Genomic DNA, 21572 nt, shown 5'->3' on the forward strand with positions numbered 1-21572 from the left:
AGCTAACGCGACCCTTAGTTAATAGTTCAGAGTTAGATTTCAAACAATTCTTTTTTCTCTTCTTTTGATAGACCCGTGAAGAACTTTTTATGAACTCTTAATTCTTTTTCTTTTTTAGGTAAGACCTTTTCAAACCAAGTTACAGCCATTGGAGTATGTTCCTGCTGAGCATTAACTTTTTCTAAAAACCATTCATATTCTTTCACAGTTTCATCAGTCAGAAGCGAAATATCTTTTTTTCTACTTTTATAATCAAGTTCAGCAAGTTCTTTTGCAGTGATATGACCATTAATTTTTTTTACTACTCCAATTTCACAAGGCATACGCTCATCATTTATAGACACAAAGTAATATATATAGTTAGGTAATCTAAATAGCCCCTTTTTTGTATCCTTATTATTCGCAATATAAAGCCAATCTCCCTTATTAGCAAAACAATTCAAATTCACATCTTTAATCGCAATTAACATTTTTTCATACTTTTTCATAACACAACACCTCTACTATAAAAAATATATAACCATACCAATAAGTTCAATAAATAGATCAAGCATTCCTTCTCTTATGGAACTAACCTGCCCCGTTTGTTGCATAAAGAAAAAGCTGCCTTAAAGACAGCTCTTATTCAGCTAGAGCACCGTAAGGATTGATTCTATACTCAACTATTAGCCATTGACATTCAGGACCAATGGTTATGTAAGGGATTTTATTTTGATTCAAATATATTGTTGTTAATTTGAAATAAAGATTGCATTTATAAATTATTAAACTTTATTTCAAGCCACAGCTTTGTTGGTGCTTGGCCTTTGATATACAATATATGTAAGGGTGTTCGATTATTAAAATATGTTTCGGGATTCAATATTTACGATAAGGTTCAGACGATGGGAGGTTCCGTAGTGAAAAAAATTGGGTTTTTGTTTGGGATTATAGTTATTATAGGTATTGCGCTTTATTTAGTACTTGCTCAACCAAATCTTGAAGCGAATTTATTAGGAACAGGAGAAGATAAAAAGGTCATATTAGTCACTTTAGAAAACACGGGATTTCGTGATATTCAATTACTCGATATTCATGTTAACGGTACTCAAAAACCCAATAAAGTTAAGCTTCAAGTAAATAAAACTGGTAAAGGATTTGCTATTACAGATACTTTCGATAATCCAGGATATGAGTTTATAGATTATGACTCAATAGCAATTGAGCCTGAAAAAGTAGTGAATAAAAATAAAGAAGAAATTGTTTCTGTCTATGCGCTGTCTATAAAACATAGTGTTGAAGTTCATTCAATATCGGTGAGGTATAAATATTTAGGCAAAGAGTTTGAAGAGATTGCTAAGATAGATTAGTTCACGTTTGTTATATATTCGGATTCTGAAATATCTTCTTTTGAAATCAAGCATCAGCAAATGTGCCCTATCCACTTTTACTGATGCTTTTTCAATTGAACAATAGTTGTCTTGGAAATAAGGAAAAACTCATGGTCCAAGCTCATGTTTTCCTCCTTAAAATAAGTTCCTCGATAGGTTAATAATATCATTCCTTATTGAACTATCCTGCCCCGTTAGTTCATTAAGGACACAGTAAAAAAAGTCCCTTATTGGGGCTGTTTTCATTTAGATAATATTAAATTAAATAAAAGCCTGTGACCAAAACAAAAAGGTAAATAAACATAGAGTATAGAGTTAAGATGTATTCCTTTTTTTCTCTTTTATATTTCCATTCCATGAAAGTACGAAAACTTAATGAAATAAGGAAGTAGCCAATAAGCAAGGGGATAGAATTATCAACAAACCATATTAAGATAAGAAACGCTATTAGCATAGACACTTCAATCCACTTGAGATATTTATTAATACTTTTGTAAAAATGACCCTCACTTTTACCAATCTTTAATTTCTTCTTCAACCAACGTTCACAATAATTAAAAAAGCTATAATAAAAATGATGTAATTTACCAAAAAACTCACCTGCCCTGACTACCAATTATAAACTATTTAATGATGTGAATTATTTACCTTGTTCCTTTTTTTAAGCGAAAACCCAGCAGCTAATAAAGATACTGTCGCTAAACCAACTCCAATAATCATAGAATAGTCGATATAATTTTTAAGTGCCATACCACCACAAATAGCTACAATAAACAAAAGTAAAAAGAAAACCGTATAATTCTTTTTCATAATTCCTCACCACCCTTTATCAATTTTACCAAAAATAGCAAATGAATTGTTGAACCAACCTGCCCCGTTAGTTCTATTAGCAACCTCGATAAGTTAAAAAAATAAACCTTTCTACCTAAGAAAAGGTTTGTTAGATAAGACTGATTATTTCAATTTGAGTATTATTTTCCCCTTTGCTCTTCCAGTCTCTGCATACTCCAATGCTTTTTGGGCATCTTCGAAAATAAAAACTTTATCAAGTGTAGGCTTAATTACTTCTGACTCTAACATTTCTGTTAAAATTTTTAACTGCTCTCCACTATGCTTCATAAAAAGAAATGTGTATTGGACATTATGTTTTTTTTCTAGCTTCGTAAGTTTATAACTTGCAATGGAAAATAAGGTTTTTTTAAATGAGCTAAATCCGTTTTCTTTAGCAAAGCTACCATTCGGGATTCCAGATATAGAAACAATCTTTCCTCCTTTTTTTAATGTTACAAATGATTTCTCTAATGTCGCCCCCCCAATGGTATCAAGAACTGCGTTGTAGTCACGAATCGAATGTTCGAACTTTTCTTTCTTGTAATTAATAACTTCGTCAGCGCCAAGAGATTTCACCAAATCAGTACCATCACTAGCTGTAGTTGCGACAAAAGCTCCCATATGTTTTGCAAGTTGGATAGCAAATGTTCCTACTCCCCCTGAACCTGCATGTATTAATATTTTATGTCCTTTTTCAATTCGCAGAATATCATGTAAAGCTTGGTAGGATGTCAATCCGACTAGAGGGATGGAGGCGGCTTCTTCAAAACTTAAATTTTTAGGTTTTAATGCAATATCTTCTTGGTTAACAGAGAGATATTCAGTAAAAGTTCCCATTTTATTTGCTCTAGGTCGACCATATACCTCATCACCGACTTTAAACTTCGTGACACTAGTACCTACTTCAACAATTTTTCCAGAAAAATCGTTTCCTAAAATTAACGGCATCTTGTATTTCAATAATAATTTTAATTCACCTTTTCGAATTTTTGTATCAAGAGGATTTATACTTGCCGCATATATCTCAACTAAGACCTCGTCATTATTTATTTTGGGCATAGGGAAGTCTAAAAAATTTGGATTTTTACCGTAGTTTTCAATTGCTAAAGCTTTCATTATAATCCTCCACATTTTTATTTAACGTACATGTATCTTTTCATAACGAACCCTAAGAAAAAAGATTATGAATATCCCTGGATGGGATATTCATATTAAATAAATTATTTTAAGAAAGGATAATCTGTATAACCTTCTTTTCCTCCTGCATAGAGCGTGTTTTTATCAGGTTCGTTTAGGGGAGCACCTGATTGAATCCGTTCTGCAAAGTCTGGATTAGCTAGTACCCAAGTGCCTACTGTGACAACATCTGCAAGATTATTATCTACATCAGACGAAAGTTGATCTAGAGGACGGCCTGGACGGTTAACAAGAAGTGATTGATCCCAAAGTTGACGCACATCTTTTAGGAATTGCTCGTTTCCGAAGTGCATTAAATGCAGATATGCAAGGTTAAGCTTATTTAATTCGCTTATTAAATAGCGATACATCTCAAGGCTAGTTTCCCCCTCATCAATGCCTTGCAGTGTTCCTTGAGGAGAAAAACGGATGCCTGTTCTTTCTGCTCCTATTTCATCAACAACTGCTATAGCTACTTCAATAGCGATTCGAGAACGCCCCTCAATCGTACCACCGTATGCATCTTGACGATGATTGGAGTTTTCACTAAGGAATTGTTGGATCAGATAACCATTCGCTCCGTGAATTTCAACTCCGTCTGCACCAGCTTCAATTGCTGAACGTGCTGCTAAACGAAAGTCATTGATAACATCTTTTATCTCAAGCTCACTCAATTCTCTTGGTGTTGGAATTTCTTTCATTCCTTCTGCCGTGAAGATTTCTACACCAGGTGCAATAGCTGACGGTGCAACTGCTTGGCGGTGGTGAGGTGTGTTATCAGGGTGTGATACACGTCCCACATGCATAAGCTGAACAAAAATATGACCGCCTTCATCATGAACTTTAGAAGTTACCTTTTTCCACCCTTTAATATGATTTTCTGTATAAATACCAGGTGTATTAGTGTAACCTTGCCCATCATCTGAAGGTTGGGTTCCTTCGCTAATAATTAAACCGACTGAAGCACGCTGACCATAGTACTCTGCTATTAAATCGCTCGGTGTACCATCTGGTAAAGCTCTACTTCTAGTCATCGGAGCCATTCCTATACGATTTTTCAAGTCAATGTTTCCGATACGAACTTTTTCAAATAATCTGCTCATATGAATACTCCTTTTTAATAAGAATTAGAATCAAGGAATGAATTTATGTGTTCTGCAAATAGTTCTGGAAATTGAAACAGGTGCCCGTGACCAGAATCAGGATATATAATCAGCTGTGCTTTGGGTAATTTCTCTGTTAAGATATAACTGTTTTTAGTCGGTACCATCACATCATTAACACCATTAGTAACAAGTACAGGGTGTTTGATGTTTTGTAACCATTCATAATCATGATTGGATTTTTGTTTAGCCCATTTTGCAATGGCTTGTAATTGTGCCTCTTTTACTTGTTCTGAACTGTTTACTTTTTTCTGATTAAAAATTCTTTGCAGTGAAGCCATTCCTGCAGATTTACTTGTTTCGGTTTGTCCGTAGAAAAAGAACATAAAATCATTTATTCCATCTTCTTCCGTTCCGCCGTGACGATTCATTCTTTCAAAAATCTCTGGATTTGGATTAATACCAAATTGAGGCGATGTACCTGCCATAATAATTTTTCTTACTAAATCTCCCTCTTGTAAAGCTAGCTCTTGTGCAACCATGCCACCAATGGAAAAACCAAGAATGTCAACTCGTTCTAATCCAAGAGTTTTTATAAATGTTGCTGTATCTTTTGCCATATCAGTAATTGTAGTAGGCGTTAGTCCATCGGTCTCACCAACCCCTTTATTGTCAAACAAGATTACTGGGCGTGTATTTGCAATAGGTTCAAGCATGTTTGGATCCCAGTTTTCCATCGTTCCTCTAAAGTGAACAAGAAATACTACTGGTATACCATCTTGTGTACCAAATTTTCTATATGCGTAACGAGTTCCATCTGCTTCAATAAATTCTGATTCTGTTGGTATTTTAAAGTTAGTCATTATTGTGTTCCTCCTTAGAAATAAAAAACGGTTTTATAAGTATGCATTATGATGGTTTGTTTCATGTTCATTTTTAGAATGAACGTTCTAAAAAGGGTAAAAAAAAGAAAGCTAGTCCAACACTGAAAGTGCTAGAGTGATGATGCCTTCTAATTCTTTTTTATTGTAATTAGTTTTTATTAGTACTCTTATACCTACCAAATTGTTGTGTAAGAAACGAGACGTGTTATCAGAATCGATTTCTTTTGATAGCTCTCCACTAGTCTGGCCCCGTTTTATAAGGTTATTAAACATATCTTCAGTACGGTTAAACATTTTTGTAACTATGCGTCCAATTTCTTTGTCCAGCAAAGATAATTCTATGGCTGCATTTACTGATAGACAACCTTTTGGGTATTGTTCAATGGAATTCAGTACGAAAATAAAAACATCACGTATCGTCTGTTTAATGGATGAAGTGCTACTAATTATCCTTTCCATCTCATTGACGATGAGCTCTTCATAGTGATTAAGGGAAGCTAAAAACAATGAACGCTTGTCACCAAATGTATCATATATACTCCTGCGGTGTATTCCCATATGATCCACCAAATCTTGCATGGATGTTTTTTCATAACCCTGTTCCCAGAAAAGCTCCATTGCTTTTCTTAATACTGCTTTTTCGTCAAACTCTTTACTTCTAGCCATTTTATTTCTCCTTTAAAAAATCCATGAACCAATACTAACAAAAACAAACGTCATAATCCATTATAGAATGAACGTTCTAAAATAAACACATGAATTTCAAACCATGATTAAATATTACCCTTTTTAGAACGATTAGTAAAGAATTATAAATACCCAATAATCCCCAACACATTTGCTGCATACCACAATGTTATCCTTTAACTTTCACCTAGGGGTACTGCCAAGCATTTCTTTATTCGTTTAGTTTCTTCAGGGTTGTTTTCTTTCACTGTACAATTAATGGATCAAACTCTTTTACATGCACTCATACCAAATAAACAAGAAACAGCAATTAGAAAAAAACACCTGAGCCCTTACTCAACCAAACTGCCCCTTTAGTTGCCAAATGAAAAAGCTGCCTTAAAGACAGCTACGATCTTCAGCCAACGCACCAGTTGTTTATCTGTTTAAATTTGAAAGGATTGAACCAAACATTCTTCATTATCGACAATTTGCTTTTTTTCTTCAAAATCTATATTTAGCACACTGAAAATCTTTCTCCAAAATATAACAGCAGGGATATTATTGGCTAATTGAACGACAAAGTACCTACCTTTTTTTTGTTTAAACAATTCCTTTAATAATGATATTGCAGTACCTTTTCTTCTATATTTTTTCAAAATGAAAATATCATTAACGCTGTAATCATAGTCCTTATTTAAAAATGGCCTTTCTAACAGTAATAAAAACCCTGCAATTTTCATATCTTTTTTCAAAAAGTATGGGGTTAATCCTTCCTCCTTCCATATTAATTCAAATGAATCAAATTCAAATGAGCCATCTGTTGATATGTCTAAACCCTCGGTAAACTCCGAAAGGTCATGTAAATAAAGGGAATATAAATTCTGAAGAATATGCTTTTCATCTTTGGAAACGGGGTTGAATGAAACAGTCATCGTTATCCCTCTTTTACCATTTATTAAGCTCTTACTTCATTAATTTCGATATAAACTTCCATTTGTCCTTCATGAACTCCCCTGCCCCTTTAGTTGCCAAAAGAAAAAGCTGCCTTAAAGACAGCTCCGTGGAATAAGGGTTAATGATTTTTATTTGCATACATTCTTGCCATTGCCGAAGGTGAAAATTTAATTCTATATTTCCCTTCAAGTTCTTTCTTAATTTTATCCGTTAAAGTTAAGCCTTGTTTATTGTGTTCTTCTTCAAGTTCAATCCCATTAGGAAGCAATTTATCTTCATCCCAATCAATCCATTCACCATACCTATTTACCCATTCAATCAATTCATTTGTTAACGTATTTGAAATTAGAAAGTCCTCTATATCCAAGTTACAACCACATTGATTGCACCATATGGGATCCGCCCCAACATCCCCTTCAACTTTCAACTCATATGTTTCTTTTTGTTCACAAAAACATTCCATATTATTTTCTGACTCCTCTACTACACGCTTTTTATTATATTTCACATGACTTTTGTTAAAGTAACCTATCCTATTAGTTCAATAAGAAAAGCGATTCTTATTTTAAAGAATCGCTGAGTTTGTAGATAACTATCATCCGAAAAATTGAGGGAACCTCAGGCCTTCCCCCTTATCCCTTTTCGTTCATGTAAAATTTCTTGAATGACTTCAATATGAACAAAAGACCATGATCTTTCATGAAAGTGAAGAAACACACTTATGGAAAGAATGGAAATATATATTATACTAAAGACGACCCAAAGCAAACTCCCATCTTTAAAAAGGAAATCTTGCAATTGATTTGAAAACAGAAGAAAAAGCCAAGGCCCAGAGGATATTATAATAGGAATGATCCCCGACCCGTTTTTCTCTTTTATCATACAATAATAAACTTTTTTTAACGTATCGCTATCAATCGAACTATAAAAATTTTGAATTTCTTCCACTTCAATCAGTTTCTTCATCCCTTTGAAAGAACGGTCTTTGTTTGATGCTTTTTTTAATTGAAGATAAATTTTATGAGCATCTCCCCGTAATGAAAACATATATCTGATCTTCCCCCCTTCCAAAAAACTCCTTACTAAAAGGTTTTGTAATAATCCGCATTTTTATGTAGTCTTTGTCTTTTACAGTATCTACTTAAGGGGATGACAACGAATTATTGTCCATGCGACTGCCATAAAAAAGCCAGCTCGTATAGATACCTAAAAAGACCATAATCATCGATGATTATGGCCTTTAGGTAACGAAAAGAGAACCGTTTTACTTAGTTCCAGATTCATTTTTGCCCGTATCTTCAGCTAATTGTTCAAATGAATGGACCTTACCATGTGGATTCTGAGATTGTTTACGATCTTTCCATTGGCGTTCTTGTTGTCGCTTAGATTGAGTCATCTAAATAAGCTCCTTTACATAAAGTTAAGTAAAAAGTTTGAAGCAAGATAAGCGTACTCGAGCAGGCATCAATGCATGCCTTTCCACTCACCTTGATTTTTAGATGCTTTTTCTTTTTTTGCTTTATTTTTATGTGCTTGATTGGCATTTGCACTGCCGAATTCTTTAGAGAATTCAGAATCAGTTTTGCTTGAATCAAACCCTTGTTTGTTTTTTTGATCTGCATCATTTTTCTTTGTTCGTTTTGCCATGTATACCCCTCCTTCTTATCTTTAGTATGAGATCTAAAAGAAGAAATATACTCCGAATAAAACCGGCAGTAGCATGTATCCGTCATGTAATTCGGGTAAATAATAAAGTGAATAATGAGTTCGAATTCGTATTTAACCGCTCGTGCAGTACCATCCAAAAATTATTGAATTTGAGGGTTAAATAGGGCTTATAGGTGGTTTTTTAATCTCTTTTCCATCATCAGCTCTGCCATTTGTTTCGAATTTGAATTTCCTTCATTTTTATTTATGAATGATGTACCTTTCAAGATAAATTATATGAGTGTTTTGGTCATTATAAAGTCCGTTTGTTCTTCATCACCCATATAAAAAGAGTGGGCTCCAGTTTGAACAAACCCAATTTTCTTATAAAAACCAATGGCATTTTCATTTTTTTCCCATACGCCCAGCCAGATTTTCTTTTTATTACGTTCCATCGCCATGTCCATTGCTTTATTTAGCAGATACTTACCAAGCCCATGTTTTTGAAATTTGTTCTTTATATAAATCCTCTCGACTTCAAGTGAATCATCACCCATTTCTTCAGTCTGAGCATCATTGGTATTGACCTTTAAATATCCAGCGACTTCATTATTAAAATAAACAAAAAAGAATTGCGAAGAAGTATTGGATAATTCTTTTTCTATCTGGTTTAAGTTAAATGCCCTTTCCAAATAGGCATTCATATTTTCGGGTGAATTCTGATGCTTAAATGTCTCATTAAATGTTTCATAACTAATTTCTTGAAGAATGCGCGAATCGTCTAGGGTACACTTTTTAATATTTGTAGTCATTTAGGTATGCCGCTCCTTTATATAATCAATAATTTCTCTTGTTACCCTTTTTTACAAATTCCCAGTCTTTCTCTACATTTTTTCTTACTCTTTGAAGAAGATCGGAAATGGTTTCTACTTCTCTTTCCGAAAGTCCCTCTAATGCAACGGTATTGGAATAATCATTTTCTCTTTTTATAAAAGGATAAATACTTTTTCCTTTCTCCGTTGGAAAGAGCTTTTTAATTTTTTTGTTGTGTTTATCTTCTTTCTTTTCAATAAAGCCATTGATTTCAAGTTTTTTTATAGCACGAGCTGCTGTTGTTCGATCTACTTTTATCATCTCAGCTAACTTTTCCTGAATCATTCCTGGATTTTCACATATTCGCACAAGGTACAAATACTGCCCTTTTGTAAGGTCATGTTCTTTAAATTCGATATTGCTTATGGAATCTAATGCTCTTGCTATCATTCCAATTTCACGAAGAATTTCCTTCATAATGAACTCCTTAGCACGTATTTTTATGCAATAAAAATGACCTATATTAAATTTAAAGTAATTTTGTTGTGTTTGCAACAAAAAAAATAAAGGGGGCTGTATAGTGAAATATGTTTTTATGTATTAGGAATTTTAATATTAACCCTTGGTATTTCTTTCACTATACAATCAGATCTTGGGACTTCACCTTTTGATGCACTTTTGGTGGGACTATCCATAAATGCGGGGCTTACTGTGGGAAGTTGGGAAATCATAATAGCTTTGATATTGATATGTTTTAATTCATTTTTAAAAAGGCAAAGACCAGAAGTTTTGGGGTTGTTAACAGCATTTATAACGGGTATCGGGATTGATATGTGGCTTTTTATATTGCACAATTTGATAACACCTGAACTATGGTACAGCAAAGTTATTTGTTTTGGAATCGGCTTGGTTGTTATAGGATTAGGAACGGCAACATATTTACACACAAATTTTGCACCGATTCCAGTTGACCGATTAACATTAATCATACAAGAATTAACGAAAACAAATATATTTTTTTCGAGAACAGCCATTTACCTTGCATTCTTGATAATGGCAATGATTTCAAATGGACCAATTGGCGTTGGAACTTTATTAACCGTTTGTTTAGGCGGGCTGATACTCAATTACTTTATGCCATTTACTGAAAAAATATTAGACCGCATATTAACACACCCTAGTACATCACCGAATTATGATAAAGATAAAAAACATTCAATATAGAATGATTTTTATCTTTATTGCTCAACTAACCTGCCCCTAAAAAGACTGCCAGCGATGGCAGCCAGATTTTAAAAGTAACGCACCCGTTAGGTAAAGAACAAGTACTATAAAACTCTCTTATAAAGCAAGATTGCGGATCAAAATATCCAGGTGAAAAGAGCGTAAACTCCGATTAATGCAAATAGAATTGTTAATATGATTATTGAGAAGCAACCCAAACTAAACAAATTATCTTTCAATCGATCGTCATGTTGTTCCAGCAGACTCTCTTTCACTTTATTTTGTATAGGCGAAATTACCTGATCCAATTCCAGTTCTATTAAAATTTCACTATCACCTTTAAATTTCAGAGCTCGTGCTATTCTGAAAGGATCGTTTCCCATAGATTTTTCGAACAAAATACACGCTTTTACCATCTCTGATGTCTTATTCTTTTCTAAATACCAGTAACGACCTGCCATTGAAGGGTATTTCAATGCAAAATAGATGTCCCCCAGCTTTCTGCGCAATTCTAACTCATTAGGATAGGTCGAAATTAAACCGTGTAGCCTATCCCTTGCTTTCCCTAAATCATTTTTTTCAATGTCCTCTTCTATCTTCTTAATCGTTTTAACAGGTATCTTTTCTATACAAACACCTCATATCTTTTCTTTATAGTCTTTATTTCTAGATCGTTCAAAATAGTTCCTTCTCCAACATCCTGCCCCTTTAGTTCCATAAACCAATCTGCAATTTTTACTCCCATGGATTTTTCATACTTATTTCTAATTTTATCGACTTTAGTATATTCGCAAATGGTATCTTTGCCTGATGAATGGACTTTCATCGTATTTTTTTCGACTATAATAGTAAAGTTTCTCTGGTCTCTGTGTTCATTTCGCCATTCGGGAAATTCCTGAACTTGATCTCTTTATGAAGGAATTTAACCATACTTTCAATATCAAACGAATTGTAGGCCATAATATAATTTTCAATGATTTCTTTGCTCTTTTCACTAATCATGATATATCCCTCTCTTCAATATTATTTTTTTAATATATATTCTTTATGACACATATATTCCCTTCAATTCCCACAAAATAATTCGATCAAGTATGTAGGGTATCACTTGAGTTTCCGAGCGGTTGTTAAAGGGTTTAGGTCTATATTTCAAAGGCAATTGGCTTCTAAAATCATTTAGTACTTTTGAACCTTTTTGTAAATAATAAGAGTGTTAAACATAAATTGAGGAGGAATTGTATGCAGCAGAATCAACCAGCTAAAGGGAACTCGGGCTCCATTATGAAACCGGAATTTGCCGGAACCGATGCACAAAAAGTAAAACAACAAATTCAAAAAGATGTAAGCGAAGGACAAGGTGCAATGACTTCCCGAGAGGCAGGAGCAATGCGCGATTAAAAAAGCGCCCGTCAACAATCGGGCGCAACAACATATTTTTAACCCCGTCCTATAGAACGGGGTTATGCTTGTTTAAGCTTTTAAATTAAATAACTTTGTGAGAAATAAGGATTTTCCTTCAAAATACCAGGCAGTGGTCGGTGTATTCTAAAATAAATTATAGTCTAACCTTAACCTCAGTGCCGTCCTTAGCTCTGACATCAACTAGCACGATCCCTTTATAATTTTTCAGTTCCTTGACGATAGGCTTTAGCATATTTTTGTCTATATGCGGGAAGGTAAAGTCCAGTTTTTTTCTTTCGAAGTGCTCTTTTGTCCATTTGTTTACATTTTGCTGAAGAAATTTTGAAGATAAAATGGAAATAACAATATTTAAAATGGCATATGGAACTGGGATGGTAAATCGAACGTCTTTTGCTTTCACTTTTACATGCATCATAAACAACTCACTAATCAATGATGACTGAAACGGTATCCCCGTTTGCCGATTTAATATCAACAATTTGGCCATCTAATTCGTTTTCGATTGCTTCCATGATAAGGCTTATGTCTACATCCTTAACGTATTTTTCCGATTGAGGAATACTCGCTGCGATGCTGTGTCCAGCCATTAATACTACCTTGACCAGTTTTATAGGCAAGTTGACCGTGACGTTATCATTTTCGGCTGATACAACACGAATTTTTAATGTTTTATCTAAATATTTTGTCGGTTTTTCCAAAAGCTTATTACCTGTATCTTCTTTCTCTTTTAAGATTTGAATCAGTTCAGATCCCTTATCTGCGTCAATTTTCCCTTCTTGAACCATTGTTAACACTCTTGTTATTTCCTCTTTCATGATAAATTCCTCCCTATTCCTCTTTTAAGAGCTTAATGGCTTCTTCTGGTGTGATTTCGCCATTTTCCAACATGGTGACAACCTTTTTCTCGTCTACTTCATTTTTCTTCTTCTGCACATATCCAAGGGATGAAATGATGTCTGTTAGCTTGCCTCGAACCGTGGGATACGAAATCCCCAGCTCCTTTTCAACTTCTTTGATATTCCCTCTGCATGTTAAAAATACTTCCACAAAATGAAGCTGATCCTTTGATAAGGATGCCAGCTTAGATAATTCAAACTCATTTTCAATCGTAGTGTGGCAATGAGAGCACTGCAACTTTGTAATTTTCAATGTTTTACTGCAGACAGGACACTCTGTGATTACTTTATAAGCCATAATGGAATGCAATTCCTCCCTTTTAGTTGATTCGATTATATAACAATAAATTAAAAATATAAATACAAAAATTAAATTATTAAACCGAAAAAATCAATAATATTAATTTGTTATTTAATATTATTGATTTTTATATATTCAACCCAAGTATTATATTTACCATAATGTAATTGAACAAGCGTAACCCCGCCCAAAGTTTAAACGGGGTTACGCTTGTTTTCAAATGATGGCCTTTTTTAAGGTACTAACACAGGTGTTGTAATAAATGGGCAACACCTCAATATTCTATTCCACCCACTTTTTGTAGAGGGCATCAAATTTACCCTGGAGCTTCATTTCATCCATCCACATTTCCAAGTAGCTTGCATAAATGAAATCACCTCTTGGGATCATATAACCTTTTTCACTGTTTGTGAAAGGCTTGTCGGTTTGAGCCGCATGCAATCTTGAATCAGCTTTTGCATATAGCATTGCTTCTACTGTGTCAGTGATCATAACATCATACGTACCTTCTGCTACAAGATGTGGGATATCAAGGTTGTTTTCTACAACCGTTATGTTAGCATCGCTTAGATACTGACGGACAAATTCTTCGTTTGTTCCGCCTGGATTTACGCCAATGCGCACAGAAGGCTTGTTGATATCTTCAATGGTCAGATACTTGTCTTTATCTTCCTTGCGAATCAAAGGCACCTTACCGAATGAAAGGTAACCTTGGGATACATAAGCGCTTTTTTGTCTGGCAGTGTTGCGGGTCACACCGCCCACAGCGATATCAAATTTGTCCGCTTGCAGGTCTTTCATCATCGTAGGCCAGGTGGTAGCGACAAATTTCACCTCTACACCAAGATCTTTGCCAAGCTCTTTGGCAGCGTCCGCGTCAAAGCCTTCATACTCATTCGTTTCCGGGTTCAAATAGGTAAATGGTTTGTAGTCCCCCGTCATTCCTACCCGGATGTATCCACGTTTGATAATTTCATCAAGCTGGGAAGACTCCGATTTTTTCAAATGCCCTGGTGCATTATTAGCTGCCGGTTCAGCCGAGACGTTTTGCGAGGAGATCAGGTCATGACTGAAATACCCAGTACCTAGCAAGGATAAGCTGATCACTCCAGCCATCAGTGTTTTTTTCCAATTGTTAAGCATGTGATTTCCCTCCGTTTTTTTACTGTATTTTGAATGAACCTATCAATTAGTAAAAATACAACAAAATAAGAGAATCACCTTCAAAAAACAAACATTTTTCCACCATTAATAGAAAAAGGACTACACATATTAGTCATATCTAAAATGTGCAGTCCTCATTTAATGGTATCTAGTTATGGACCATAAAAAATCATAAATAGCATGAGAAATATGTTTAATGCTAACAATATCTTACCAAAGTGATTTTTTATAGCTAAAACAGAAAATACAATAGAAATCACGAATGAGAAAATGGCTATTTGGGGTGTAAAATACACAAAGTCTAAAATGCCTGACATAGAAAAAAACAAAAGAAAAATGCTAATAAATAGAAATATCATTGAAAATATTAATGCTATCGTGATATAAATAAAAATCCTGAGTTTTTTCAAATGTTGTTTCTCATAACTAGTATCAACCATTTTTCCCTCCTGATATTAAGTTTGTTTAATCATTAAAATCAACCTTAACCGAATACTATTCTTTAGCTGATCAATAAATTCCTTCTTCCACTAACCTGCCCCGATGGTTCCATAACAAAAGGCTGTCTTAAAGACAGCCCAGCCTGCAGCTAACACACCCTTCGTTCAACAACACTCGTTTTTTACCGTGTTTATGCCAGCTCAATTTTACCGATTTAAGGAAATATGTTAGTTCCGTAGCGCTTTTCTGACTTTCCTTGCAAAAACTAATGGATCATCAACAGCTTCGATATTAACGTAAACCAAATTCGGTTTATCGAAAAGCCACTCATTGTGTATGGATGAAACTATTATTCCTTGTTTAAGAATGGAAGCAACAAAATTCTCGACTTCTTTTTGCAAGAGTGCTACCCTGCCTAGGCACAATGCCCGTCCAGTATGATTATCTCTGGATTCAAATGAGAAAGAAGAAGTTACTCCAAAACGTTTCCCTAAAATTTTCACTTTGAGTTCATTTCGATTTATGGTTGCCACACATTTGCCACCAGCAAATCCTTCTTGGCCGCCGATAATCCTAGCAAACTTTTGACAAATCAATTCATCATTAGATGCCAATCTATTCATCTCCTCCCTAGTATTAATAGGATATGAACTAATGAATAGATCCGAAACGGATATATATCTATTTTGAAATAAGAATTATGCTGATTACTCATATCTTATTCAAACTATCCTGTAAGAAAAGGGCCGATCGTCACAGCTCACTAATTAACGAACACCCGTTAGTTCTATAAGACGTATCACAGATTTGACACAGACTGTGAATAAAAATATTTAAAGAAAACAGGAAAATCAACTGCCTTTTTGAATATAATCTTTGAACTATAATAAGTAGGGAGACGGTGCAGTGAGCGATATAGACAAACGAAACAGATTAAGTGAAGAACCATTTACTCATCGAATAACGAAAAAGGAACAGTAGTAATCTGTTACAAAGGTAAACAAATTAAATTTTTAAAGGATAGGGAGGCTCTACGTCTAATAGAAAGAATCAATGAAGTTGAAAATAATATAACAGAACTACAGTTATTGTTAGCTAAAATTACGGGTAACTTTAAACGGGGTAACGAGAAGTTGGGTAAAAATAAATAAACTAAACCTTCGGATTTCGAGTACACAACGCTTATGGAACTAACCTGCCCCGTTTGTTGCATAGAAAGGAGCTGCCTTAAGAAAACTCCGATCTTCAGCTAACGCACGTTTTAATATATACATTAAAACTTTTCTTACTCACATTTCATTTTATATCATAAAGAGTACATCCAAGAACAGAAGGTACTCTTTACACACGAATCATCTCATTTAACGCTGTGTTGAACTCCTTGTTATTCTTTTCCACTAAACGATTTAGTTGATTTTCCTGCGCCCATTTTTCCACAGAAAAAGTATAGCGTCCCCAATTGTTTCATATTTTTTAACCCCCCGGGCTTATTTTAGTGGTTGTTGTCCCACCTTGAAAAATAAGAGAAATTTCTGGTTTAGATTCTTCATTGAAATCTTCCTCCTCCTTAAAAATACTACCATAAAAATCCAAACCTTTGTTTATCTAAACTGCCCCGTTAGTGCCATAAGAAAAAGCTGCCTTAAAGACAGCTCCGATCTTAAGCTAACGTACCCGTTATTTATTTAATTTTTTGAGATTCTAAATTTCGTTTGAGAAAGAAAATAAGCTAATGTAGCAGTTAGCAATGTTACCAGTAATGGAATTGAAGTCTTACCAAACACTATTTCTTGACTTAAATTATTCTCTATCGAAGAAAAATCGGGAGTATAAGAAGCAGTAAGAATCAAACCTGATCCTATTTGAAATCCCATATATATCATTACGAAACTAATTAAAAACACAAGATACTTTTTCAATATCGTCACCACTTATACATTATTTTACTATATTTATCATTCCGGTTGTTCTGCCCTGATAGTTCTATAAAACTTTTCGCGGAGTTGACACAAATTGTGCAACAATTTTCAAAGCTTAAAACCATCCTTTAAAAGGATGGCCTGAAAATGGACATTTATTTAAGTTTAAGACATTTTATTCAAACAGCTTATTTTGGGAAAGTAGTCTTATTCTTTATTTCTATAAGCTATTATGGTCGTTTTTAGGGCAGCATAATTTCCAATCGCAGCATAACCATAAAACCACCCCATAAAGATACCTGCTACTAAGCTGTGCCTATGACTAATGAAAATGGAAAACATCAGGCCAAGTGCCAGTGCTATGGAAGGTACGATTTTTTTTGAAACATTAAAGTAAACTTTAATTATTTGAGTTAGGAGCATTATAACAGGTATTGCTATCACGGCGTCCCAAAAGTTTGTATGTATTTCAGGGAAATTCATTTAAGTAAATTCACCTCTTATAGATAGTATGGTTTGATTTTTTAGGATTAAAACACGCCAAGTATTCCAATTGTCACGGGTTGCTAAGGGACCCCAACAACACGTTATGAATAGAATTTGCTACATTAAAAAAATTATTCCAGAAGCGAGGCCGTTTGAGGGAAGACACAAACCCGAGAAATACATAACGATTGTGTTACAGTACGAATAAACGGTGGACACAAACAGTGTAGTTTTTCACTTTAATGCGAATGTATGATAATGCTAAGAATCGTATTTTCAAAAGGCCGCCAACTGGCGGCCTTTTAGAATTTAAACTAACTCTAAGATTTCTATGAAGTTATTCACTACAAAATCTGCTTGTTTTAGTTCATCTTCTTGAGCAAAGTCAAAGTTCCCACCAACGGCAATAAGTTCATTAACCTTAGATTCTATTAAAAAAGGTCAACCAGTAAAACTGGCTAACCTTAAAGCACCCGTTACTTGTAATTAGATTATTTCACAATCATGGTAAGTTCCACAGAAAAAGGCATAAATCCTTCCTGCTGAATCAATGCCTTCACTTTTTGAAATTAACTTTACTATTATTTTTTTAGTTAACATATAGCTTTGTTTTATCATTTCGTAAATATCTTCCTTTGGAACAGTACCGTCAAGAATTATCGAATTCCAATGGTCCTTATTAAGATGAAATGCCGGAACTACCGAATGGTAAATCTGACGCCAATAATCCAACAAACCGGGTTCACATTTCACATTAATCCAAATATGGCCATCTTTTTCAAATATCCACGCAAACGCTTTCTTGTTATCTATATGTCTCATTAACGTCCAATTCCTGGATAATCTTCATATGTATTCCCCATTCCCAGACAGTAACCGATAGCTCCCTCTCTATTTTTCATTGTTAACCTCTTCTCTAACATAATAACTTGCTAGTTTTTTAATAAAGCTGCATCCTTATTATAACCCCTGGACACTTTATTGCACTAAACTCCCTCAATAAACTAACCACAAAATTTGCTCTTTGTTGTTGTCCATCGGTCCATGCTCTGATAAAAACACCTAAATAACAATACTTACTATCCCAACAATAAGAAAAACTGAAAAATTAGGCTCTTATGTATTTACATTACATAATATACCGTGGGATTAATTGGGTTTATCATTGAAATTTCTTGCCCCGTTAGTTACATAAACAAAAGAAGCTCCCCGATGGCAGCCGGATCTTCAATTAAGCACCCGTTAGTAAAATAGGTACCCTTATGAATGCAATGCACCTATTTGTCAAATTATTTTTGTACTTGAATCACTTAATTTCTAAAAATCAAAGCTAGAACGACTGCATAATTCGTGCGATTTCTTTTTCTAAAACAAAGGGCTCGTTTGCGTAATTGTAAATCCCTAAAAACTTCTCTATAGCCTCTGGATGGGAACTGATTAGCTTGTTGACAGCATCCTGTTGTTCAGATATGCGTTCATTCTTCGAAATTTGGCATCCCATTTGAAACCGAACCATAAACTCATCTTCTATTGCCTTCTGATATTCTTCAGACATTTGATTTGATTGATAGGATTGTCCCTTATACTTTAATAGAATATTGGATAATAAACGTGCTCCATATATAGCATCATGGATACCCTGTGCCATGCCAGGATCCTTAAAACAAACTGCATCTCCAACCAACGCCCATCCTTTTCCCATTCCTTTATACCAGTAATTATCATATCCTAGAATGCCTTTGACCGGTTCTACTAGGTCTGCATTTTTCAAGCGCGCCCCAATTGTTGTATTCGGAAAGTTATCTGTTAAGAGATTGCGTAGAGAGCTCTCCGGATTTAATTTTAACCGTTCTATCAATTCCTTATTTTCTAATGGGAAAATACCGGCAATAACATATAAATCATCATTCGTCGGAAAGAGAATGGCTGTGTTATCTTTTATCTTGTATACTTCAAATTTAGGGACATTATCGTGGCGAAATCCAGAGAAATACCCGAAATAGATGCCGACTGTTGCTGGAATACTTATTTTGAGTTCACTTTTTACCAGCTTGCGAATAATAGAGGAACGACCGTCTGCTCCGACTACCAGGCGAGCCAAAAATTCTTGTTTCTCGTTGTTGCCGCCTAAACCTTTCACACCTATTACTGTTTCGTCATCACGAATGACATCCGTCACACGAAATCCTTCTAAAACGGTTACATTCATTTGAGATTTGGCTTTTTCAAGTAGGATATGATCGAGATAAGTTCTTCTAATACAATAACAACTGTCCTCTCCGTAAACCTCGGGGATGAGACCTTCTATCACGGTATCCTCAAATTGAAATTTAATATCCCGTACCGGTGGTGCTTTTGTTTCCAATAACTTGTCCAGGACACCTATTTCACGAAGAAGAGCAACAGTATTATTGAAAAAGGTATGGGTTGATAATGTGTCCCTTGGAAAAGTCGATCGGTCCACTAACAACACATGGAAACCTGCCTTAGCGAGATAGATTGCCAGGGTAGAGCCGGCACATCTAGCACCAGTAATGATGACATCATACGTCTTATTCATCGTATCACTCCATTTTTAAGTATAATTATTAACTTGCTTATCCATTAGCAGAGTTCTAAAAGTTAATGCTCCTACGAGTTAAAGTAATGGGGGAAATTGATAAGAATATACTCATGCATAAATTATGGAAGTTAAAACCAAATAAGTAAAGGGAATTCCAACCTGAAAAGTCGATTTCCTCTAAGTGAACTGCCCCCCCTAAGTTAGACAGGTTGTATCGTTAGGCAGCCTGTTGGGCTTGATTCGTTTGTGGTTATAGTATTCTATCTATTTTGCTAGTTCTTGTTTAAAGTGTCCCACACTTTCATATTCTTTTAGATAAAGAAGTTCCGTTTTCATGATACCAGATAAATTTTCCATAACAGCGTTATCGTGACCATTCCCTTTGCGAGACATACTTTGCGTAATGCCACGCTCCCTCTAAGGGCATCACGGAATTGTTTCATTTAAATCATGCAGCCTTGACCTGAATGAATAAGGAGAGTATCGTCGTCTGTTACGTGTTAAAAGCTTGATCTAACATCGTTGAAATGAGTGAGTAGGTTGGTCTTGAACCGATTGTATACGTAATGATTTCTCCATTAAATAAGTCCGATACATCTAGCTTTTCCCCATTTAATTTACACTCTGTAATATCCGTAACCCATTTCTCATTTGGTTTTTCAGATTTGAAATTGCCATCTAAAATATTTAGTGCCGTGCCCACAGTTCCTTTGTAAGAGCGATATTTTTTCATCCGGACCAGACATTTTAGCCCTAGTCCTTTCATGATACGCTGTGCCTATTTGTAGTTAAATTTGTGTCCGCGATTTCTAAGTTCATCACGAATACGTCGGTACCCAACCGACTTTCATGTTCATCGAAAACAGATTTAATCAATACTTTCAGTTCTGCATCTGGATCAGGACGGCCGAAGTTTTTCACCCAATAGTATACGTGCTACGCGGAATGTCTGCGAGCTGTATAAGTGCTTTCACCGGGAATGCATTCCTTAATTCATAGACTTCTTGTGCTTTGTCTTTTTTGGTTATTTTTCCTTGTTTTGAACTAAGGCATCCAACTTTTTTAAATAGGCATTCTCCATACGTAAAAGTTCATTGTCCGCCTGTAAAGCCTCTATTGATCCTTCATCGGGTACTCGAGAATTTGAGGTCTTATTATTTTTAATTTTTCATGGATGGACGCCCCTTTTTCTTTGATTATAGAGCATAAAATCCTCCTGGTTTCATAAGCAATTTTCCATTTTCGAAGCGTTTCATAAGATGGAATATTAAAAATCGCCGCTGTTTCCCTGTAATTGAGTACAACTAGTTTAAACTGGGCGGGGTAGGGTGTATAGCGTTTTCCAAAAGCATCATCACCAAAAAGTTCAAATTTTTTTAATCCAATGATGGAGTAAACTCGGATGAACACCAGTAAATTTAGCAATTGTTTTTCCGCCCTCATTACCATCTAGTCTTACTGCCTGTATTTTTTCTTCTGAAGAAAATCTGGACATAAAAAACTGCACCTCCATTTGTTAGTTGTGTCTAACAATTGGGGTGCAGTTCCAAGTTAAGGATCGGCTTTTTTACTTAATGAACTAACACACCTTTAGTTTAAGTGACCTTCACATTCTATTTTTTTGTTATCACAAAGAAAAAAATTGACACATTACTGTTTATGAAAGCATACTGTTATTAACAGTAACTCGTTACCGGAAAAATTTTTAC

At 34.8% G+C, this 21572-nt stretch carries 26 protein-coding genes and 2 pseudogenes; 3 read left to right on the plus strand and 25 right to left on the minus strand.

What is annotated here, in order from left to right:
* Window positions 1–32: 32 nt before the first annotated feature.
* Window positions 33–488: a hypothetical protein gene (locus NYE65_RS08625; RefSeq protein ID WP_340860535.1), complete on the minus strand. Its 456-nt coding sequence runs from the start codon at window positions 486–488 to the stop codon at window positions 33–35.
* Window positions 489–899: 411 nt separating this feature from the next.
* On the opposite strand from NYE65_RS08625, the gene NYE65_RS08630 reads away from it, so the two are divergent.
* Window positions 900–1349 carry a hypothetical protein gene (locus NYE65_RS08630; RefSeq protein ID WP_214771527.1) on the plus strand — a complete coding sequence of 150 codons (450 nt, stop codon included), beginning with the start codon at window positions 900–902 and terminating at the stop codon, window positions 1347–1349.
* 277 nt (window positions 1350–1626) lie between these two features.
* On the opposite strand, the gene NYE65_RS27215 is transcribed toward NYE65_RS08630, so the two are convergent.
* The 13 genes from NYE65_RS27215 to NYE65_RS08690 form a co-directional block, all read right to left on the minus strand.
* Window positions 1627–1986 (minus strand): DUF4181 domain-containing protein, encoded by a 360-nt coding sequence (locus NYE65_RS27215; RefSeq protein ID WP_445670411.1) that lies wholly within the window; start codon window positions 1984–1986, stop codon window positions 1627–1629.
* 11 nt (window positions 1987–1997) lie between these two features.
* Window positions 1998–2180 carry a hypothetical protein gene (locus tag NYE65_RS08635; RefSeq protein ID WP_328177413.1) on the minus strand — a complete coding sequence of 61 codons (183 nt, stop codon included), beginning with the start codon at window positions 2178–2180 and terminating at the stop codon, window positions 1998–2000.
* Between the two features lie 144 nt (window positions 2181–2324).
* The gene (locus NYE65_RS08640; protein WP_340860538.1) at window positions 2325–3317 is read right to left on the minus strand and encodes an NADP-dependent oxidoreductase; all 993 of its coding nucleotides are present in this window, start codon (window positions 3315–3317) and stop codon (window positions 2325–2327) included.
* A 104-nt stretch (window positions 3318–3421) separates the two neighbouring features.
* A complete protein-coding gene (locus NYE65_RS08645) occupies window positions 3422–4480 on the minus strand; it encodes an alkene reductase (protein WP_340860540.1) in 1059 nt (352 codons plus the stop codon).
* A 14-nt stretch (window positions 4481–4494) separates the two neighbouring features.
* The gene (locus NYE65_RS08650) at window positions 4495–5343 is read right to left on the minus strand and encodes an alpha/beta fold hydrolase (protein ID WP_340860541.1); all 849 of its coding nucleotides are present in this window, start codon (window positions 5341–5343) and stop codon (window positions 4495–4497) included.
* A 111-nt stretch (window positions 5344–5454) separates the two neighbouring features.
* Window positions 5455–6030 (minus strand): TetR/AcrR family transcriptional regulator, encoded by a 576-nt coding sequence (locus tag NYE65_RS08655; protein ID WP_057279053.1) that lies wholly within the window; start codon window positions 6028–6030, stop codon window positions 5455–5457.
* 446 nt (window positions 6031–6476) lie between these two features.
* The gene (locus NYE65_RS08660) at window positions 6477–6965 is read right to left on the minus strand and encodes a GNAT family N-acetyltransferase (protein ID WP_328177403.1); all 489 of its coding nucleotides are present in this window, start codon (window positions 6963–6965) and stop codon (window positions 6477–6479) included.
* Window positions 6966–7105: 140 nt separating this feature from the next.
* Window positions 7106–7450, minus strand: a complete 345-nt coding sequence (locus tag NYE65_RS08665; RefSeq protein ID WP_340860546.1) for a hypothetical protein — start codon at window positions 7448–7450, stop codon at window positions 7106–7108.
* Window positions 7451–7605: 155 nt separating this feature from the next.
* Window positions 7606–8034: a hypothetical protein gene (locus NYE65_RS08670; RefSeq protein ID WP_340860548.1), complete on the minus strand. Its 429-nt coding sequence runs from the start codon at window positions 8032–8034 to the stop codon at window positions 7606–7608.
* Between the two features lie 217 nt (window positions 8035–8251).
* Window positions 8252–8383, minus strand: a complete 132-nt coding sequence (locus NYE65_RS08675; RefSeq protein WP_268590235.1) for a DUF6254 family protein — start codon at window positions 8381–8383, stop codon at window positions 8252–8254.
* Window positions 8384–8451: 68 nt separating this feature from the next.
* A complete protein-coding gene (locus NYE65_RS08680) occupies window positions 8452–8634 on the minus strand; it encodes a hypothetical protein (protein ID WP_034310968.1) in 183 nt (60 codons plus the stop codon).
* Between the two features lie 293 nt (window positions 8635–8927).
* The gene (locus NYE65_RS08685) at window positions 8928–9446 is read right to left on the minus strand and encodes a GNAT family N-acetyltransferase (RefSeq protein WP_340860553.1); all 519 of its coding nucleotides are present in this window, start codon (window positions 9444–9446) and stop codon (window positions 8928–8930) included.
* A gap of 25 nt (window positions 9447–9471) precedes the next feature.
* Window positions 9472–9924 carry a MarR family winged helix-turn-helix transcriptional regulator gene (locus NYE65_RS08690; RefSeq protein WP_034310961.1) on the minus strand — a complete coding sequence of 151 codons (453 nt, stop codon included), beginning with the start codon at window positions 9922–9924 and terminating at the stop codon, window positions 9472–9474.
* 108 nt (window positions 9925–10032) lie between these two features.
* On the opposite strand from NYE65_RS08690, the gene NYE65_RS08695 reads away from it, so the two are divergent.
* A complete protein-coding gene (locus tag NYE65_RS08695; RefSeq protein WP_340862113.1) occupies window positions 10033–10671 on the plus strand; it encodes a YczE/YyaS/YitT family protein in 639 nt (212 codons plus the stop codon).
* Window positions 10672–10808: 137 nt separating this feature from the next.
* On the opposite strand, the gene NYE65_RS08700 is transcribed toward NYE65_RS08695, so the two are convergent.
* Window positions 10809–11300: a DUF6584 family protein gene (locus NYE65_RS08700; protein ID WP_340862114.1), complete on the minus strand. Its 492-nt coding sequence runs from the start codon at window positions 11298–11300 to the stop codon at window positions 10809–10811.
* Between the two features lie 211 nt (window positions 11301–11511).
* Window positions 11512–11673 (minus strand): hypothetical protein, encoded by a 162-nt coding sequence (locus NYE65_RS08705; RefSeq protein WP_340860556.1) that lies wholly within the window; start codon window positions 11671–11673, stop codon window positions 11512–11514.
* Between the two features lie 237 nt (window positions 11674–11910).
* Between NYE65_RS08705 and NYE65_RS08710 the strand changes: the two genes are divergently transcribed.
* A complete protein-coding gene (locus NYE65_RS08710; RefSeq protein WP_164468811.1) occupies window positions 11911–12069 on the plus strand; it encodes a hypothetical protein in 159 nt (52 codons plus the stop codon).
* Window positions 12070–12226: 157 nt separating this feature from the next.
* Here the strand turns inward: NYE65_RS08710 and NYE65_RS08715 are convergent, their stop codons facing one another.
* The 9 genes and pseudogenes from NYE65_RS08715 to NYE65_RS08755 all read right to left on the minus strand — a co-directional run.
* Window positions 12227–12508: a hypothetical protein gene (locus NYE65_RS08715; RefSeq protein ID WP_054399329.1), complete on the minus strand. Its 282-nt coding sequence runs from the start codon at window positions 12506–12508 to the stop codon at window positions 12227–12229.
* Window positions 12509–12518: 10 nt separating this feature from the next.
* Complete coding sequence (locus NYE65_RS08720) at window positions 12519–12908, minus strand: SHOCT-like domain-containing protein (RefSeq protein ID WP_340860561.1); 390 nt, start codon at window positions 12906–12908, stop codon at window positions 12519–12521.
* Window positions 12909–12921: 13 nt separating this feature from the next.
* Entirely contained in the window at window positions 12922–13287 is a 366-nt protein-coding gene (locus NYE65_RS08725) for a DUF2089 domain-containing protein (protein WP_034310939.1), read from the minus strand.
* A gap of 285 nt (window positions 13288–13572) precedes the next feature.
* The gene (locus NYE65_RS08730; RefSeq protein ID WP_340860564.1) at window positions 13573–14433 is read right to left on the minus strand and encodes a transporter substrate-binding domain-containing protein; all 861 of its coding nucleotides are present in this window, start codon (window positions 14431–14433) and stop codon (window positions 13573–13575) included.
* Window positions 14434–15122: 689 nt separating this feature from the next.
* Window positions 15123–15509 carry a DUF1259 domain-containing protein gene (locus NYE65_RS08735; protein ID WP_095395526.1) on the minus strand — a complete coding sequence of 129 codons (387 nt, stop codon included), beginning with the start codon at window positions 15507–15509 and terminating at the stop codon, window positions 15123–15125.
* A 1512-nt stretch (window positions 15510–17021) separates the two neighbouring features.
* Entirely contained in the window at window positions 17022–17297 is a 276-nt protein-coding gene (locus NYE65_RS08740; RefSeq protein WP_340860567.1) for a hypothetical protein, read from the minus strand.
* Window positions 17298–17888: 591 nt separating this feature from the next.
* A pseudogene (locus NYE65_RS08745) lies at window positions 17889–18202 on the minus strand (MmcQ/YjbR family DNA-binding protein); the annotation flags it as partial.
* A 428-nt stretch (window positions 18203–18630) separates the two neighbouring features.
* Window positions 18631–19860 (minus strand): NAD(P)/FAD-dependent oxidoreductase, encoded by a 1230-nt coding sequence (locus tag NYE65_RS08750; protein ID WP_340860569.1) that lies wholly within the window; start codon window positions 19858–19860, stop codon window positions 18631–18633.
* A 270-nt stretch (window positions 19861–20130) separates the two neighbouring features.
* A pseudogene (locus NYE65_RS08755) lies at window positions 20131–21358 on the minus strand (IS3 family transposase); the annotation flags it as partial.
* Window positions 21359–21572 lie beyond the last annotated feature (214 nt).

Origin of the sequence: Peribacillus sp. FSL R5-0717, from assembly GCF_038002945.1 — a bacterium.
In the GTDB taxonomy this organism is placed as follows: Bacteria; Bacillota; Bacilli; order Bacillales; family DSM-1321; genus Peribacillus; species Peribacillus frigoritolerans.